Source organism: Pseudoalteromonas sp. P1-25, from assembly GCF_001401805.1.
Lineage (GTDB): Bacteria > Pseudomonadota > Gammaproteobacteria > Enterobacterales > Alteromonadaceae > Pseudoalteromonas.
The window spans coordinates 44622-60982 of record NZ_LKDW01000003.1 but is presented as its reverse complement, the minus strand read 5'-3'; the positions used below and the strand labels follow the sequence as shown (position 1 = coordinate 60982).

Here is a 16361-nt window from a genome sequence, read left to right as displayed (position 1 = left end):
AACAGCTACAAGTGGCAACAAAGGGGAGCAAAAATGGCAAAGTACTGAGCAATTGTGGCAAAAAAATGGCAATTGCCTTTTTAACCGTACATAGCTGAAAAACTTCGATATAGTGCGTTTTAAAATAAATAAGGGTGAGTAGAATGAAAAAAATAGCCATCATTGAAGATGAAACCGCCATCCGCGAAAACTATATTGAAATGCTTAGCGCTCAAGGTTACCAGGTAAGTGGTTTTGCAGATCGCGCCAGCGCAGAGAGCGCATTTAAAGACGCCCTACCCGACTTAGCCATTGTTGATATTGGTTTAGGCCACGAAATTGACGGCGGTTTTTTACTTTGCCAAACTTTGCGTACGCTTTCTAAAACACTGCCTATTATTTTTTTAACTGCACGCGATAGCGAAATAGATACCGTATGTGGCCTGCGTATGGGCGCCGATGACTACCTAACAAAAGATATTAGCTTAGCCCACTTGGCTGCGAGAATAGGCGCGCTATTTAGACGCATGGAAGCACTTGAGCAACCCGCCGATGCCAATGCATTAATTACACGCGGCCCGCTTAAACTCGACACCCAGCGCATGCAGGTATTTTGGCAGCAGCAATTGGTTGATTTAACGGTGACCGAATTTTGGATGCTGCACTCCCTTGCGCAGCGCCCAGGCCATGTAAAAAGCCGCAACGATTTAATGAGCGATGCAAAAATTTACGTAGACGACAGTACTATTACCTCACATGTAAAACGCATTCGTAAAAAGTTTATGACACTTGATAGCCACTTTGACTGCATAGATACCGTGTACGGTATGGGCTACAGGTGGGAGCAACGCTAATGTTACGTTTTGGCCTACGCAGTAAATTTATACTTCTGTCGTGCTTTTTGTTTTTACTGCCGTGGCTTGGTTACGAGTACGTATGGGAAATGGAAAAGTTTTTACGCCAAGGCCAAGAAAAAACCCTCGTAGGCACCACACGCGCGCTTGCCACCGCTTTGCACGAGCGCCCAGCACTGTTTGATGAGCAAACCAATTTTTTAGATCAGGTAGTAAAAGGGCGCGACTTATATGCGTACAACCTTAAAAATCCCATTCAACTTGATGGCAAGCTGAGCGACTGGCAAAGCTATCAACCACTTTTTTGGCATTACGATAAACGTTATTTACAAAAAACGCAGCGCAATCACCAAGCCAGTGATTTATCGTTTGATCATATGGTTGGCAAATTTGATAACTATTTATATGCGGTGTTTAAAGTCACTGACGATCATCTTGTATATCGTGCTAAAAATAGTTTAAGCATTACGAATAACGACCATTTAAAAATTGGCCTAAAAAGCCCAGGCGGCGATTTTAATACATACATTATTGCACCACGCCAAGATGGCTGGGTAAATGCGTTTAATGCGAATACCAAAACACCGTTTACAAAAATTCAGGGCTATTTTATGCGTACTGAATCGGGATATAACGTAGAACTGCGCTTTCCCATTAATATGCTGGGTAACAAGCTAGGCTTTGCCGTGGTCGATATCGACACAAAAAAAGCGCCGTTTGATTCTAAAACAATGTCGACTTCTAATTTAAATAACCCCAGCGATTTAGGCTCGGTATTGGTGCCCTCACCCGAAATTAATCGAATTTTAAAAGGTATGGGCCACAGCGGCAGCCGTATTTGGGTGGTTGATAACCATCATCGCGTATTAGCGCAGTCGGGCACAATTCAAAATGCCGATGGCGTATGGGCCGACGGGCTTAAAAACCAGCCGCCTAAAAATGCTTGGCAGCGCTTTGAGCAAACGTATTTACACCCGCTTTATTATAAAATTTTAACTCGCCCCGAAAACGAATTTTTAGATACCCTACACGATGTCGCTTCAATGCAAGGTACGCATTTAGCTAAAGCACTCAAAGGGCAACCAGCGTCGTCTTGGCGGTTAACCCCCGACAGTAAAGCCGTTATTTTATCGGCGGCTTACCCTATTTGGATTGACGACAAAGTCATTGGCGCAGTCATCGCTGAGGAAACCACTAACGGTGTACGCACACTGCGTAATAAATCGCTCGAAAAGCTCTTTAACGTTATTTTAGCGGTGATGCTAATTGGTACTGTGACGTTGTTCTTTTTTGCTTCGCGTATTTCGAGCCGTATTAGACGACTGCGTGATACCGCAGAGCAAGCCATTGACGCCCAAGGGCGCATTACCGGCAGTATAAATTACAGCGACTCAAACGATGAAATTGGCGACCTTTCACGAAGCTTTGCCAATATTGTTGGCCGATTAGGTGGGTACACTAACTATTTAGAAAATATGTCATCGCGGTTATCGCACGAACTACGCACGCCGGTGGCTGTGGTGCGCTCATCACTTGAAAACTTACAAAGCCTGCCACAAAACGAGCTAAGCCAAAAATACTTAGAGCGCGCCAGTGAAGGGGTTGAGCGCTTAGGTAAAATAATAACCACCATGAGCGAAGCCACACGCCTTGAGCAAAGCATTCAAAGCAACGAGAGCGAGCCGTTTGATTTACAAAAGGTCATTAATGGCTGCATGCAAGGCTATCAGCTTACTTACCCTGAACAATTATTTGAGCTTGATGTATGCCAAAACCCTTTACCTATGCAAGGAGCTCCCGAGTTTATAGCTCAGCTACTAGATAAGCTTATTAATAATGCGCTGGAATTTAGTGAAGCCAATACGGCTATAAATGTAGGCCTTAAGCAGAGCGAAAATAAAGCAATATTAACAGTGAGTAATACAGGCCCCGTACTGCCTGAAGGACTAACTGAGCATATTTTTGATTCTATGGTGTCGGTGCGTAGTCAGCAAATGCAGCAACAACCACATTTAGGGTTAGGGCTTTATATTGTAAGGCTAGTATGTGATTACCATAACGGCAGTGTCACTGCGCAAAATAACCAGCGCGGTAATGGCGTGGTATTTAAAGTAACCCTGCCTTTACAAAACTAGGCTGTGCATAAAGTAGCGCCCTGCTGAGTCGCCCTTATTTTTTGCACAGTGATTACAATTTACTACAACTTAAAATGTAACTATTCACTTTTAATTCAGTCGAACAGCCATACCCTGAGCGCTAATTAAGGAGAATAGATCATGAACAACCCACTTGAGCGTGAAGAGATCGAATTTATTTTTGATTTATACAGGCCCCAAGAGCAAGCACCTAGCTTACCTTCAGAGCCTGCCACCTCTACATATAAAAACTTACGACAGCCAGAACAAGTTAAAAACGAAGGCGTGTCTGAATACCTCAGCTAGGGCTTTGCCTATTGCGTTGCTTGCTCGTGTTGTAAAAACGCTTTGATGCAGTTTATTTCTGCCAGCTTTACCTCTTCGCCTATTTCTGGGCCTTTTTTGCCATTTTTTAGTGCAGTTTGCACTACCTGCTTTTTATCCAATTTTTGTAATTCATTAAAAATTGCACGCAGCTTAGCTCCTTGCGGATAGGGCTTATCTACGAGCGTTTCTCCGCGCCCTTGCGCATCACATTGGCATGCCTGGGTAAACGAAATAAAGCGCTCAGGGTGCACTAGAGCATTTAAATTAGTGACAATTAATTTATGAATCGTTTGTGGCCTTAATTGCTCAAGCGTATGGCATAAGGTGTGATTATCGCTGGTGAGTACGCCAATATCGCGAAAGCGGTTAGGCACTTTTAAACGCTCACAAAACTTTTCTACTACGGCTACCCCTTCGCGCTCATGGCCGCGTAAATTACCGCGTTTTTTATAGCTCAGTGCCTTGCCAAAATCATGAGTGAGTGCCGCAAACCGTGTTTCTAAATTAAAGTTTAAATCGGCAGCGCGCCTAAGTACCAACATAGTATGAACAAGCACATCGCCTTCGGGGTGGTGATTGGCAGGTTGCGGTACACCGTCCATTTGCTCTATTTCAGGGAAAATACCTAAACCATGCAGTGCTTGAAAATACAGTTCTGGGTGTTTTTCACCCAGTGCTTTTTCGGTTTCAAGCCATACGCGTTCGGGCACTAAATGATTAAGCTCACCTTTGTTTTTAAGCTCGCGCATTAATGCATACGTACTTGGGTGAATACGCCACTCACTTCCGTAACGCGCCAAAAAACGCGCTATGCGTAATACCCTTACAGGGTCTTCTACAAAGGCCTCTGTGGTATGGCGCAATATTTTATTGTGTAAATCGCTTTGGCCATTAAAAGGGTCAATAACGGTGCCGTTTTCATCAAGCGCCATTGAGTTTATAGTTAAATCGCGCCTTGCAAGGTCTTCCTCGAGCGTAACATGAGGACTGGCGTCTACCACAAAGCCGGTATAGCCTTTACCACTTTTTCGCTCAGTGCGACCCAAGGCGTATTCTTCTTTTGTTTTTGGGTGTAAATAAACCGGAAAATCACTTCCTATAGGCACAAAACCAAGCGACTCCATAGTTTGGGGTGTTTCGCCTATAACAACGTAATCGTTATCTTTTGATGCTATATTAAGGAGCTGGTCGCGTACCGCGCCACCAACAAGGTAAACTTGCTTAAGGTTGTGTTTCACTGTTTATCCTAATCACACTGGGTGGTTATTTGATATTGATCATACCATTAAAATAGCCATTGTTTGCCAAGCTTACATAAGCTCATTACAATAGCGCTTTATTTAAAGCCGCAGCCTTATACTCAATGAAAAATCATTCATCAAAAAAAGAACTTATGCTACTGCCTATATTACTTGTGGTTATTGTAATGTGCGTGGCGGGACACTTTTTACTACAGGCTAACTTTCAAGATAGCAACATGGTTGAATACATGTTGGCAGCGCTACCCTTTGCGATGTTTACCCTAGTTATTGTGGCATTTAAAATGGCGGCTAAAAGCGAAGCCAATGAGCAAAGCGAGCAAGACTCCTAATTAAAGAATATAATACCCAAACCAATCAGGCTTTATTGGCTGAGCATGCCCACTTGGCGTAAGCTTGATATTTAATTGGCTGTCGAGTAAATCTATAGCAAAGCAGTCATCTACATCATGTAAATCATCTTTATGAATATGGCTAAGCCCTGCAAGCAAATCGCTTTTAGCGCGCTGCTTGGCCTCTGCTGGGCTACCGGCAACATACAAGGCAAAGTCGTGTTGCTCAACGTAAGTATCAACGAGTTCTACTTTATAACCGTCTATATGGTTAACTGCCATGTAGCTGTCCATATGCACATTGTTTTTATCGCCCACCCATTGGCTTTTTAGTTTTGAGTAGGTTTGCTCAATGCTTTGACCTACAACAAAGCGAATATCGTGCATTTCTATGTGGCAGCCTTGAATTCGCCCGCCTAAATACACCATAAATAACTGCATTTAATTACCTTACTTTTAAATTACACTAAATTATCGACATCAATATTGTGTTTTTTTATTAATTTATAAAAATCCGAACGATTACGTTTGGCAAGTTTTGCGCCTTCGGCTACGTTACCACCGGCCATTTTAAGGGTATTTATCACATAATCGCGCTCAAACTCTTTTTTGGCATCGTTTAAAGAAAGCGGCTCTGCACTGGCCTCGTTTGAGTTAAGTGCGTTTAACACTAAGTGTGCAGAAATTACCTCGCTGGCGCTTAATGCGACCACTTGCTCTACAACATTTTCTAACTGGCGAATATTCCCAGGCCAGTCGTAACGTACCAGTGCATGCATGGCATCGTTTGCAAAGCGCTTTTCTTTTTGGTTCATACGTTTAGCAATACTTGCGCTAAAGTGTTGGGCAAGCAAGCTTATATCTTCGCGGCGCTCACACAGCGGCGGCAATTTTAAATTAACAACATTTAGTCGGTAGTATAAATCTTCCCTAAATTGTTGATTGCTAATCGCATCGGGTAAATTTTTATGCGTGGCCGATACAATACGCACATCAATAGGAATTTCGTCTTGAAAGCCTACGGGGCGAATCGTTTTTTCTTGTAGTACACGCAGTAACTTAACCTGTAAGTTAAGCGGCATATCGCCAATTTCATCTAAAAATAAGGTGCCGCCTTGCGCTTGCTGAAACAAACCTTGGTGATCTTTCACCGCCCCTGTAAATGCGCCTTTTTTATGGCCAAATAATTCTGACTCTAAAAGCTCCCCTGGCACTGCACCACAGTTAATAGCCACAAAAGGCCCTTCACTTACATGGCTGTGTTGATGAATCGCCTGAGCCAGCAGTTCCTTACCTGTACCGCTAGCACCAGATATAAGCACATTTACTTGGGTTGGCCCCAATAATTTAACTTGCTCGAGCAGGTGTAACATAGCGCCACTGCGCGTGACTATATTACTTTTTTGAGGTGACTCTTCTGCGTTTACGCCATGTATTTCAATGGCTTTGGCTAGGCTATCAAAAAGCTCATCTTTATCTACCGGTTTTGTAATAAACGCAAAAATACCTTGTTTTGTCGCCTCAACCGCATCGGGAATAGAGCCATGCGCTGTCATCATTATTACCGGCAGTGCTGGGTAGCGGCTTTGTAATTGGCGATGTAAGGCCATGCCGTCCATTTCGTCCATACGCAGGTCTGTTATAACTGCATCAAACACGTGGCTTTTAAGAACTTGCAATGCAAGTATGCCGCTTTCACAGGTAGTTACTTCGTACCCTTTAGACTCGATTCTTAGCGCGAGTAATTTAAGTAAACTTGCATCATCATCAACAAGTAATACTTTTGCACCTTGTGCTGTGTGTGTTGCCATGATTACTGCTCCTTCGTGTCTTCGCGTAGTAATAACTGTTGCTCTATGGTGGCTAAAGACGATAACGTTTGCTGCATTTTGTCATTTAACGCCTGCTGCTCTTTTAGCGCATTGATTTGCCGAGTAACATGCTGCTTTTGAAGCCATAAATATTGTTTAATAGGCTCTGGCCAAAAGTAGGCTAAATCGAGTTTTTGCAAGCGTGCCATTACCTCTTCGGGTGCGCTTGAAGTATTAATACACATATATTTAAAAAAGCGTTTTAGCTCTTTTTCACCTAAATAAGTGTGTAGGCTTGGTTTTACTTTAAAACCACCACATTGATTAGCATGCCATGCAACAACACGTGCTGCGCTGGGGTAAACGGGGTCACTTTTAGGACGCTTTTTAGGATTTGGCACCGCATTTTTTGCAGGCGCAACCTCCTGTGACACAGCTGCTGTTTGCGTGTTATTTATTTCACAGCCAGCTAAAATAACCGCACTACTGAGCACACATAAAATAGCTATTAAACGCGTACGCATGCTATTAAACTCCTTGATTAATTAAAGGTATTTTTATTGTAAATAAGCAGCCTTTGGGCTGGTTATGCTCAACACTGAGCTGACCTTGTAACTGCTCAACCGACTCTTTTACTATGGTTAAACCTAGGCCACTGCCTTGCAGCGTAACATCTTTATTATGCTTACCTTGGTAAAATGCGCTGAATATTTGGGTTTTTTCTTGCTCTTTAATACCACAGCCTTCATCGCGCACTTGTATTGTTAGTCGCTTTTGCTCAAGCGCTAAGGTTACATCAACGCTTTGCCCTGTATTTGAAAACTTTAACGCATTAGAAATGAGCTGAATAAGGGTCATTTCTATTAGCTCTGCGGGTAATGCAAGTGTCTGTTTTATTATGCTGTTGTGCCAATTTAAGCGTTGCTGCTTAGCCGTTAAACGGTGCTCAAAATGGCTGTTTATTTTATTTATTAAATTACCAAATTCGACCTCGCTAACACTGTCTTTACTGGTTCTGATAGCGTTATAACTAAGTAAGCTGTCAATCATAGTGCGCAGGCGCACCATTGATTGGCTAATAAGCTCAAGCACAGCTTGCTGCTCTTTTGTAATGGGCCCCACTATTTCATCACGAAGTAAATCGGTGCCCTCGACCATTGAAGCCAACGGCGTTTTAAGCTCATGGGTTACATGACGTAAAAAGGTATCTTTTTGTTGCTCGAGCATATGTAGCTGCTCTTGCACCCATTGTAGTTTTTCGCCCAACTCCACCAGCTCACTGGAACCTTGCACCGCTATTTTTTGCTGCCAGTGGCCTTGCCCTAGTTTATCTATTACCGACGTAAGCCCTTTTAAACGTTTGCTTATGCGCCATAAAAAGCCCCCGCCCACCAGTAAAGTAAGCGGAATAAGCGCCACTAACCAGTTAATAAACGAGCTTTGCAAAGTGCTTAGCTCATTTTGATTATTTTGAATTTGCGCCGCATTTGTATCACGCAACCACACAGTAAGCTCTGCTACTAAATCGCTAATAGGCACGAACAATGCTGCATCTTGTTGGTTGTTTTCAATTAGCGCTTGATGAGTACTTCGTAAGGTTGCTGCTAAGCGGCGCCATTGCATAGTGTATTGCTGAGAGGTACTTTTTTGGCTGAGCGTGTCGATTGTTTGTAAGGAGGATTGCCATTTTTCGTTTATTAGCGTGTCGAGCGACTCGCTTTTTAAAACCCAATTTTGGCGAGTAGCTCGCTCTAGGCTATTTAGCTCTTGCTTTAAAAAATTGAACGACTTAGTAACTTGGTAATTATTACTGACAATAAGCTGGGTAACAGCGAGCTGTTTATTTAACGCATTTAAAAAAACAATCACCACTAAACTAAGTGGCAGTAACGACAGCAGCATGCTAATAATAAACTGACCTATTAAGTTAGGCCGCCAATTGAGCATTGCACGATACTTTTTAGCCAACGTTACAGGCATTATCATTTCCTTTTATTATTTTAAGCGCCCTATTTTAGTTACTTACCTTATACTCTCGCTGAATCAACTTCTATATTTAACCCAATATATCCACCTGTTGCCATTTTGCAACATGCTAACTCATTGATAACTATGTTAAGTACAGAGAGTACGTACCGTCTGTTGCAAAAATAACACACATTTAAGTAAAAAATTCCGACAAACGCTTCATAAAAACCATAAACCACTGATTTTAAATACTTATTTAAATTGGCACTATTTTTGTAATATTGAGTGCAACTTTAATCAATAAGGAAATTAAATGAACAACCGCTTTTTAGTAATTTTACCCATGCTGGCTTTTAGGTTTATGGGCACAGATGCAATAGCTATGGACGTTCAAGCTACATTTAATGAGCTAGATAAAGACAGTAACGGCACACTTAGCGAATCAGAAGCGGGAGAAGATGCCGTACTACACGAAAACTTTTCACAAATAGACACTAACCAAGATGGTCAGTTATCGCTAAGTGAATTCAAAAAGTTTATTCAGTAAATTCATTTAATAAGGAACATGATTATGAAACAACTTATCGCAGCATTTGCATTAATGTTTTTAGCCATTAGCGCCACGGCTTTAGCCTCTTCTGTAAATATTCGCTTTGCTCATTTAGACAAAGATATGGATGGAGCAGTATCACTTGCAGAAGCAAAGCAAGATAAAGAAGTAATGAGGCAATTTGCTGATTTGGATGAAAATGAAGACAAGAAAATTTCTAAAGAAGAGTTTCAAAACTTTAAACCATAATTAAGTTTTACTTAAGCTTTTACCTAGTAAAGTAGGTTTCAAAAGCATTTGCCATAATCCCTGAGGGAATGTGTAAACGGATTTATTGTTGGGAAGTTAAATTATGGCAAGTGCTTTTTTTATTAATCTACAAACACTGTATGTTGGAAGGAAAACCATGAAGTGTGTTTTTTTTAGTGTTATCGCTATTACCATGATCAGTTTTAATGCTGTTGCATTAGATGTTAAACAGCGTTTTGATCACCTTGATGCCAATAAAAGCGGCTTTTTAACTGAAGACGAGTTAGAGCCTCAGCCTCAGCTACTCAGCACCTTTACTCGCTGGGATAAAAACCAAGACAAACAAATCTCGCTTCTTGAGTTTAAAGACTATTTAACCAATAACCTTTACTGAGTAGTATAAATATGAAGACCGTAAGCTATTTAGCGCTTGTTGCGCTGGGCATTTTTAGCGATGTAAGCCTTGGCCAAAGTACAGAAATTGCCGATAAATTTGAAAAGTTTGACCGTAACCAAGATGGCTTTTTAACCCGTTCAGAAACCGCCATTGACCCCGCTCTATGGTCGCGTTTTTCAAGTTATGATAAAGATAAAGACGGCAGACTTACCCTTTCTGAATATGGCCTATACGCCAGTAAGTAACTCTTTTTATATGCGTAAGCGCTAAATTTTTAACAGCCCTTACGCTTTTAAGCTATCTACCTCAACATATTGGTATTCTAAAAGTGAGTTTGCTAGTGTTATTTTACTAACAATAAAAAATAACTAACTTATGCAACTTAAAAAACTTTTCAACCCACTATTGCTTGCTGGTTTATTTGCAAGCTGCACTAGCATCGCTCAAACGCAGGTTATTTATAACGCTAATGGCTATACGCCTTTGTATCAAGGCGGTATACACACATTTTCCACTTTAGTAATTAAAAACGGCAAAGTCGTAAAAACTGGGGATGATACGCTTAAAAACACCTTTCCAGATGCCACACTCATTGATGCCAAAGGCAATACGTTGCTGCCAGGGCTAATTGACGCCCACGGCCATGTGATCGGTCTTGGCGACAACCTATCGCAACTTGATGTGCGTGGTGCTAAGTCGGTTGAGGAAATAACCGCAAAGTTAGAACAATTTGCGAAAAATAAACAAGGCTGGCTATTAGGCCGAGGCTGGAACCAAGAGCTGTGGAGCAACACGCGCTTTCCTACCGCTAAAGACTTAGATAAGGTCGTTAATGACCGCCCAGTGGTGCTTTCGCGCGTTGACAGCCATGCAATTTGGGTTAATAGCAAAGCCTTAGAGCTGGCCGGTATTACCGCAGCCACTCAAGCGCCTGATGGCGGCGAAATCATTAAAGATGAATTTGGTAATCCAACCGGTATTTTTATAGATAAAGCAGAATCGCTAATTACCCAGCATATGAGCGCCCCTTCAAAACAAGCTATAAGCGACTCGTTAGATGCCGCAGGCGCCCATTTACTTAGCTTAGGTATTACCTCTACTCACGATGCCGGTATTGATAAAACCACCTGGGAAGTTTATAAAGCGCGCAGCGAGCAAGGTGATTTACCACTAAGAATTGTCGCGATGCTCAGTGCTGCCAGCCCCGATTTAGAGTACATGCTTAAAGCGGGACGCTACCAAGACGCTGAGTCGTTTATGTCTATTCGCAGTGTAAAAGTGTATGCCGATGGCGCATTAGGCTCGCGCGGGGCTGCACTAATTGATGACTACGCAGATAGAAAAAACCACCACGGCCTGATGCTAGAAACCCAAGCCAAGTTGGAAGAATTATTTACTTTAAGTTTTAAAAATGGTTTTAGCGCGAATACCCATGCAATTGGTGATAAAGCCAATAAAGTGGTGCTGGATGCCTATCAAAATGTGTTTAAGCAAACGGGCGGTATGTTACTGCGAAACCGTATTGAACACGCACAAATTGTCACCCCTGATGACATACCACGTTTTAAAGCACTAAAAATAATTCCATCTATGCAACCTGTGCATGCTACCTCCGATATGCATATGGCTGAGCAGCGCTTAACCGATGATCAGCTACAAGGTGCGTATGCATGGCAAACATTTTTAAAGCAAGGCTCTGTGATTGCTGCAGGCTCTGACTACCCTGTGGAACTAGCAAACCCCTTTGATGGTTTGTATTCTGCTATTACCCGTATGGATCATAATAAGTTGCCTGAAAACGGTTGGCGCGCCGCTGAAGTGCTTAGCCGCGAACAAGCCCTAAGAGCATTTACACTTGGCGGCGCGTATGCAGCGCACCAAGAGTTTAAAATAGGCAGCTTAGAAAACTCAAAGTGGGCAGACTTCATATTAGTAGACAAAGATTACTTTAAAGTTCCTGTCGATGAGATTTATAAAACGCAGGTTTTACAGACTTGGATTGCTGGAAAATTACGCTTTAAAAAAGAATAGCTTACAAAGTAGGCGCTTTTTAAAAATAAATGAATTTATTATGAATATTTACTAAAGTAATTAAAAAGTATGTCGATAACTGGGGGAATTTAAAAACCTCTTATGTTTCAGGAAGAAAACATGTTATCTAAAAAAATATCCCTTACTTTATCGACTCTTTTTACTTTATCACTTTGTGCATGCTCTACTCACCCAGTTTACAATGGCCACGCACCTCATAATAATATTGGCCACCATAACGCACACAGCCGCTATTCAGACGTTCATCAACCACGTGTAAATAACTGGCAGTTTCCTGAAAACAACTACCGCCCTATTAACAGCAGCAAATTACTAAGTAACTACACAGAACAATTGGCAATGAAGCTAATTGAAAATATGAACTACATCAACAGTGGTACCCCTGTTGCAATTACATCTTTTGTGAATTTAGATGACAATTTACAAACCACTAATATATTTGGTAATCATCTAGCTGAAAGCTTTATTACTGAAATGCAGGAGTTTGGTTTGTCTGTGGTTGATTACAAGCACACCGGCGCGGTGCATGTAACCCCATTAGGTGACTTCTCGTTTAGTCGCAACGGTAAAGAAATTAAAGGCTACCCAAATATCGAATACACTTTAACAGGCACTTTAACTTACACTAATCGCGGTGTAATTGTTAATGCTCGTATTATTGGCGCTAAATCTAAAGTGGTGGTTTCATCTGCGAAAGGCTTTATTCCAAGTTTTATCGTTGAGTCACTCTACCCAACACGCAGAACTGATGGTCTTTTATTAGACGCAGTGCTTTAAAATAAAAAAGGGTTAACTTAAACGTTAACCCTTTTTTGAATTTTTAACTTTTGGCTTCTTTTACTTTCGGCTCTCGGTACAATTTTATTAGGTGATACACATTGACCACTGCTAATAAGCCATTGGTAAGCGCTACAGGCACCGCGCCAATAGCTACACCATATACCGTAAATACGATACAGCCAAACATATTATACCAACGCAGCTTGACTACATCGGTCATGGTTAACGATGCAACCAATAAAGCTGATGCAATATAACCTAAATATTCCCAACTCAATTGTTCTCTCCTACCCTTTAGGTTAGCATTACACTAATGCTAACTTGTGGCACTTCTCAGTGTTGCAACGTTTAATACCAATGCGCAATAATACTCAATCATTTTGCGGGGCTAAACGTGTCGCTACCTGCGTTAAAAAATTCTCATTTAGAGCAACTAAATAGCGAATTTTTTGCCTAGCTAGACTACGTTCTCCCAACCTCAAAATAGATCACATAATTAAGCGCATTGGTATAAAATAAAAAAACTAACTTGCTTAAAAACCTTAAAAAGTATATTGGTTGTAGCCAATAGCTTCCTAAATCATTACACGGGAAATGAAGGTATTACGTACTTAGCAAGGCTAAATACAGTAGCAAGTTAGCGTAAATTCTTAGAGCCTTAATAATATCGTCATTAAGGTGTAATAAATAGGACAATTGTCCGAAGAGCATATTGATGTTTCAATACCATTTTTCTAGTTATCTTGTTGAACAACTACTCACTTTTGCAGGGAGTAGTTACCAACAATCAAAAAAAGAAGTGCTGATCCACCAAGATCAACCACTAAGTAAGCTTGTGTTGGTGCGCAGCGGAACTATTTCATTTAGTTATGATGTAGGTAACGGACGCCGCCTATTATTAGGCCAATTAGATTGCAATAATACGCTAATTGGTGAAATAGAAGCGCTTAACAATAATCCCTGTATTTATACAGTGACCTGTTTTAGTGATGTAACTTATAACTTGATAGAGCTTCGTCACTGGCGAGCTTTACTACTCGAAAAGCCAGAGCTTAGCTTGTATACAGCGCAGACTATTGCAGCAAAGTTCCAAGAAAACCAAAAAGTTAATTTAGATAAGCTACTACTACCTTTAAGCTACAACATTGCTAAAGACTGCTTATTACGAGCTGAGAACAATAATCCTACGCTATTGCGCGCATACCCAACCGTTAACGCCGAGGCTGAGCGCTTTGCAACCACTGAGCGAGCTTATCGCCGCGTAGTGACTGAACTGGTCGAAAAAGGCTTAGTACAACGCAGCTCTCACGGGTTAAAAGCGGTCGATACGCAAAGCTTGAGTGATTATGTAGACAGTTTTGCGCAGCTGTAAAACACGCAACCTTTTAAAAATCAATCAGAAAAAAAGGCCCTAAGGGCCTTTTTGTAATATTAATTAGTTAAGCGTTAACTCTGGCCGAAAATACTTACATCAGTGTAGTTTAATTCGCCACTTAGCCCTGTCGCGATTACTTATCTAATAAAATATCTTGGATGTTTACTAAATCAGATTTACCTTCAATGATTTCATCTGGCGTTAAACCCGATAACTCATGCGGGAACACTAACCACTCTTCTGATTCATGAATAAAGTAATCTGGCACCATGTCTACTTTTGAGTTTTTTGGCTTATAGTAAGGGCATGCTACGCGAATATCACGAGGTAGATTTAAACGCATAAGTTCAGAAAGCTTTTCTTTTAATGCAAAAATACTGCGCCCAGAATCAAACACATCATCAACAATAAGCAGTGAGTCACCTGCATTTGCGTTTTCTACAATGTAATGTAAACCGTGTACTTTTATTTCTTTAGATTGCTTGCCAATACCGTAATAAGACGACGTACGCACCGCAATGTGGTCCGTCTCAATGCCTTTATAATCGTAGTATTCTTGCACAGCAATACCAATAGGTGCACCACCTCGCCAAATACCAATAATAAAGTCTGGACGAAAGCCATCTTTATAAACTTGTGCCGCTACGCGGAATGAATCTTCAAGTAGCTGTTGAGCTGTGATGTAGCACTTATCTGACATAGTTTAGAACCCCAGTGGTGAGTATAACATTTGAGTGTAGACGCTTTAGCCAATAATTAAACACCCAAACAGGTATTGGCGAAGGATTTTACCGTAAATAAAAATAAATTGCTTGCCTGCAAATAGCAAAATAGGCACCAATGGGTGCCTATTTTATGTATTAAACGCTTAGTTACGTACTATTAAGCTTTTTCTAACAATGTACGAGCTACTGTACGCATTCCTTGCGTTGTTGCACCGGCTGCCCATTGACTAGTGCTACCCATATTAAATGCAGCAGCTAAATCTATGTGTACCCAACCTTTACCATCGTTTGGTACAAAGCGAGATAAAAAGCCTGCAGCATTTGAAGCGCCGCCGTAACCACCGCCTTTTTGAGCGCGGCTATTTGCCGTATCAGCGTATGGTGATGGGCAGTTTTGCTGGTGCCATTTTTCAAGAGGTAGAGGCCATGCGGCTTCCATTTCTTGCGAGGCAAAGTCTTCTACTTCGCGAACCAGCTCTTTATCAAGGGCAAATAAAGCATTGTACTCCTGACCTACAGCCACTAATGCAGCACCGGTTAGTGTTGCCGCATCAATAATTAGCTCTGCGCCAGTTTCGCCCGCAGCCATGAGGCCATCGGCAAGTACTAAGCGCCCTTCAGCATCGGTGTTAACAATTTCTACCGTAGTACCATTTTTATAGGTTAAAATATCACCTAGTTTGTAAGCATGGCCCGAAATTAAGTTCTCAGCACAGCATAAAAACAGCTTAATACGTTTTTCTATGCCGCGGTTAATGGCAAGCGCTAAACCCGCTGTTACGGTTGCCGCGCCGCCCATGTCGCACTTCATGCCTAGCATACCTTCGCTCGATTTAATTGAGTAACCGCCAGAATCAAACGTGATACCTTTACCTACAAGCGCGGCACTTACCGGCGCGTTTTCATCGCCTGTTGGGTTGTAATCAAGCTCAAGTAAAACGGGTGGACGCTCAGAACCACGGCCTACTGCATGAATACCAATCCATTGCTGCTCTAATAACGCATCACCTTTAATAATTTGGTAACTTACGTGCTCAGGCGCTAACGATTGTATAAATTCTGCGGCTTTTTCGGCAAGGCTCTCAGGGTAAATGTCATCGGCAGTACCGTTAACCATTTCTCTTGCCCACGTAGCTGAGGCTTTTAAATGCGCAAGCTCGTTTAGATCTGATTGTGCGTTATCAACAAACTTAACCCCGTCTAGTGATTTAGGTGTTACAAAGCCTTGATAAAAAGCCCATTGGCTTTCAGTGCACCAAGTATCGCCCGCAAGCTCAACCTGTTTAACACCTTGATTTGCGATTGTCCGCGCTGCTTTTTGAACATTTTTTAATGTTTCTTGTTCAGATAAATGAACCGTGGCACCTTGCTCATTAAAAGATAATGTCGCGTTTTCGCCCCAATGGCTTGGTGCTGCTTGTTCGCTCAGTTGAACAACAAATTTTTCACTCATGTTAGAATACCCTTACACTTAAATGTGCCACCGAGTTTACTATAGTGAGTACAAGTTCCCAACAGCTTGAGATAAATAACATAAACCAGCGTGCTAGCCGCGTTTAGCATTGGAA

The 16361-nt window shown here is 41.7% G+C and carries 19 protein-coding genes; 11 read left to right on the top strand and 8 right to left on the bottom strand.

Going from position 1 to position 16361, the window contains the following annotated elements:
• Positions 1-143: 143 nt before the first annotated feature.
• The 3 genes from pdsR (at position 144) to AN393_RS20410 (ending at position 3274) form a co-directional block, all read left to right on the top strand.
• Entirely contained in the window at positions 144-833 is a 690-nt protein-coding gene (pdsR, locus tag AN393_RS03410) for a proteobacterial dedicated sortase system response regulator (RefSeq protein ID WP_055017325.1), read from the top strand.
• Complete coding sequence (pdsS, locus tag AN393_RS03405; RefSeq protein ID WP_055017324.1) at positions 833-2968, top strand: proteobacterial dedicated sortase system histidine kinase; 2136 nt, start codon at positions 833-835, stop codon at positions 2966-2968. Before pdsR ends, pdsS begins: the two co-directional genes overlap by 1 nt.
• Positions 2969-3109: 141 nt before the next feature.
• Complete coding sequence (locus AN393_RS20410; protein WP_024033174.1) at positions 3110-3274, top strand: hypothetical protein; 165 nt, start codon at positions 3110-3112, stop codon at positions 3272-3274.
• An 8-nt stretch (positions 3275-3282) separates the two neighbouring features.
• Here the strand turns inward: AN393_RS20410 and AN393_RS03400 are convergent, their stop codons facing one another.
• Entirely contained in the window at positions 3283-4533 is a 1251-nt protein-coding gene (locus tag AN393_RS03400; protein WP_055017323.1) for a multifunctional CCA addition/repair protein, read from the bottom strand.
• Between the two features lie 125 nt (positions 4534-4658).
• Between AN393_RS03400 and AN393_RS03395 the strand changes: the two genes are divergently transcribed.
• Positions 4659-4886 (top strand): hypothetical protein, encoded by a 228-nt coding sequence (locus AN393_RS03395; protein WP_055017322.1) that lies wholly within the window; start codon positions 4659-4661, stop codon positions 4884-4886.
• On the opposite strand, the gene AN393_RS03390 is transcribed toward AN393_RS03395, so the two are convergent.
• Genes AN393_RS03390 through AN393_RS03375 form a run of 4 tightly spaced genes read right to left on the bottom strand, consistent with a single transcriptional unit; the run spans position 4887 to position 8677 of the window.
• Positions 4887-5327 (bottom strand): DUF1543 domain-containing protein, encoded by a 441-nt coding sequence (locus AN393_RS03390; protein ID WP_055017321.1) that lies wholly within the window; start codon positions 5325-5327, stop codon positions 4887-4889.
• Between the two features lie 20 nt (positions 5328-5347).
• Complete coding sequence (locus AN393_RS03385; RefSeq protein ID WP_055017320.1) at positions 5348-6697, bottom strand: sigma 54-interacting transcriptional regulator; 1350 nt, start codon at positions 6695-6697, stop codon at positions 5348-5350.
• A 2-nt stretch (positions 6698-6699) separates the two neighbouring features.
• Complete coding sequence (locus tag AN393_RS03380; RefSeq protein ID WP_055017319.1) at positions 6700-7221, bottom strand: hypothetical protein; 522 nt, start codon at positions 7219-7221, stop codon at positions 6700-6702.
• Between the two features lie 4 nt (positions 7222-7225).
• On the bottom strand, positions 7226-8677 hold the full coding sequence (locus tag AN393_RS03375) for a HAMP domain-containing sensor histidine kinase (protein WP_055017318.1): 1452 nt from the start codon (positions 8675-8677) through the stop codon (positions 7226-7228).
• A 301-nt stretch (positions 8678-8978) separates the two neighbouring features.
• On the opposite strand from AN393_RS03375, the gene AN393_RS03370 reads away from it, so the two are divergent.
• From AN393_RS03370 to AN393_RS03345, 6 genes are all read left to right on the top strand, one after another.
• Positions 8979-9212, top strand: coding sequence for a cag pathogenicity island protein Cag25 (locus AN393_RS03370; RefSeq protein ID WP_055017317.1), 234 nt, complete (start codon positions 8979-8981; stop codon positions 9210-9212).
• Between the two features lie 24 nt (positions 9213-9236).
• Positions 9237-9464: a hypothetical protein gene (locus AN393_RS03365; protein ID WP_055017316.1), complete on the top strand. Its 228-nt coding sequence runs from the start codon at positions 9237-9239 to the stop codon at positions 9462-9464.
• A 157-nt stretch (positions 9465-9621) separates the two neighbouring features.
• Positions 9622-9858 (top strand): calcium dependent protein, encoded by a 237-nt coding sequence (locus AN393_RS03360; protein ID WP_024033183.1) that lies wholly within the window; start codon positions 9622-9624, stop codon positions 9856-9858.
• An 11-nt stretch (positions 9859-9869) separates the two neighbouring features.
• Entirely contained in the window at positions 9870-10106 is a 237-nt protein-coding gene (locus AN393_RS03355; protein ID WP_055017315.1) for a calcium-binding protein, read from the top strand.
• 130 nt (positions 10107-10236) lie between these two features.
• Entirely contained in the window at positions 10237-11892 is a 1656-nt protein-coding gene (locus AN393_RS03350; protein WP_055017314.1) for an amidohydrolase, read from the top strand.
• A gap of 120 nt (positions 11893-12012) precedes the next feature.
• A complete protein-coding gene (locus AN393_RS03345) occupies positions 12013-12690 on the top strand; it encodes a FlgO family outer membrane protein (RefSeq protein WP_055017313.1) in 678 nt (225 codons plus the stop codon).
• Positions 12691-12733: 43 nt separating this feature from the next.
• On the opposite strand, the gene AN393_RS03340 is transcribed toward AN393_RS03345, so the two are convergent.
• On the bottom strand, positions 12734-12970 hold the full coding sequence (locus AN393_RS03340; protein ID WP_055017312.1) for a YgjV family protein: 237 nt from the start codon (positions 12968-12970) through the stop codon (positions 12734-12736).
• Positions 12971-13408: 438 nt separating this feature from the next.
• Here AN393_RS03340 and AN393_RS03335 point away from each other — a divergent pair, with 438 nt between their 5' ends.
• Entirely contained in the window at positions 13409-14065 is a 657-nt protein-coding gene (locus tag AN393_RS03335) for a Crp/Fnr family transcriptional regulator (RefSeq protein WP_055015113.1), read from the top strand.
• Between the two features lie 136 nt (positions 14066-14201).
• Here AN393_RS03335 and AN393_RS03330 read toward each other — a convergent pair whose 3' ends face one another.
• Together AN393_RS03330 and pepB are read right to left on the bottom strand one after the other, a co-directional pair.
• Complete coding sequence (locus AN393_RS03330) at positions 14202-14768, bottom strand: phosphoribosyltransferase (protein WP_055015112.1); 567 nt, start codon at positions 14766-14768, stop codon at positions 14202-14204.
• A 182-nt stretch (positions 14769-14950) separates the two neighbouring features.
• Positions 14951-16246 carry an aminopeptidase PepB gene (gene pepB, locus AN393_RS03325; protein ID WP_055017311.1) on the bottom strand — a complete coding sequence of 432 codons (1296 nt, stop codon included), beginning with the start codon at positions 16244-16246 and terminating at the stop codon, positions 14951-14953.
• Between the last annotated feature and the right edge of the window lie 115 nt (positions 16247-16361).

Bases quoted from the DNA above. Each gene is read 5' to 3' on its own strand.
- AN393_RS03330 (WP_055015112.1), bottom strand. From the start codon at position 14,768: ATGTCAGATAAGTGCTACATCACAGCTCAACAGCTACTTGAAGATTCA.
- AN393_RS03355 (WP_055017315.1), top strand. From the start codon at position 9,870: ATGAAGACCGTAAGCTATTTAGCGCTTGTTGCGCTGGGCATTTTTAGC.
- AN393_RS03380 (WP_055017319.1), bottom strand. From the start codon at position 7,221: ATGCGTACGCGTTTAATAGCTATTTTATGTGTGCTCAGTAGTGCGGTT.
- AN393_RS03370 (WP_055017317.1), top strand. From the start codon at position 8,979: ATGAACAACCGCTTTTTAGTAATTTTACCCATGCTGGCTTTTAGGTTT.
- pdsS (WP_055017324.1), top strand. From the start codon at position 833: ATGTTACGTTTTGGCCTACGCAGTAAATTTATACTTCTGTCGTGCTTT.
- AN393_RS03345 (WP_055017313.1), top strand. From the start codon at position 12,013: ATGTTATCTAAAAAAATATCCCTTACTTTATCGACTCTTTTTACTTTA.
- AN393_RS20410 (WP_024033174.1), top strand. From the start codon at position 3,110: ATGAACAACCCACTTGAGCGTGAAGAGATCGAATTTATTTTTGATTTA.
- AN393_RS03375 (WP_055017318.1), bottom strand. From the start codon at position 8,677: ATGCCTGTAACGTTGGCTAAAAAGTATCGTGCAATGCTCAATTGGCGG.
- pepB (WP_055017311.1), bottom strand. From the start codon at position 16,246: ATGAGTGAAAAATTTGTTGTTCAACTGAGCGAACAAGCAGCACCAAGC.
- AN393_RS03365 (WP_055017316.1), top strand. From the start codon at position 9,237: ATGAAACAACTTATCGCAGCATTTGCATTAATGTTTTTAGCCATTAGC.
- AN393_RS03335 (WP_055015113.1), top strand. From the start codon at position 13,409: ATGTTTCAATACCATTTTTCTAGTTATCTTGTTGAACAACTACTCACT.
- AN393_RS03395 (WP_055017322.1), top strand. From the start codon at position 4,659: ATGAAAAATCATTCATCAAAAAAAGAACTTATGCTACTGCCTATATTA.
- AN393_RS03350 (WP_055017314.1), top strand. From the start codon at position 10,237: ATGCAACTTAAAAAACTTTTCAACCCACTATTGCTTGCTGGTTTATTT.
- AN393_RS03385 (WP_055017320.1), bottom strand. From the start codon at position 6,697: ATGGCAACACACACAGCACAAGGTGCAAAAGTATTACTTGTTGATGAT.
- AN393_RS03390 (WP_055017321.1), bottom strand. From the start codon at position 5,327: ATGCAGTTATTTATGGTGTATTTAGGCGGGCGAATTCAAGGCTGCCAC.
- pdsR (WP_055017325.1), top strand. From the start codon at position 144: ATGAAAAAAATAGCCATCATTGAAGATGAAACCGCCATCCGCGAAAAC.
- AN393_RS03360 (WP_024033183.1), top strand. From the start codon at position 9,622: ATGAAGTGTGTTTTTTTTAGTGTTATCGCTATTACCATGATCAGTTTT.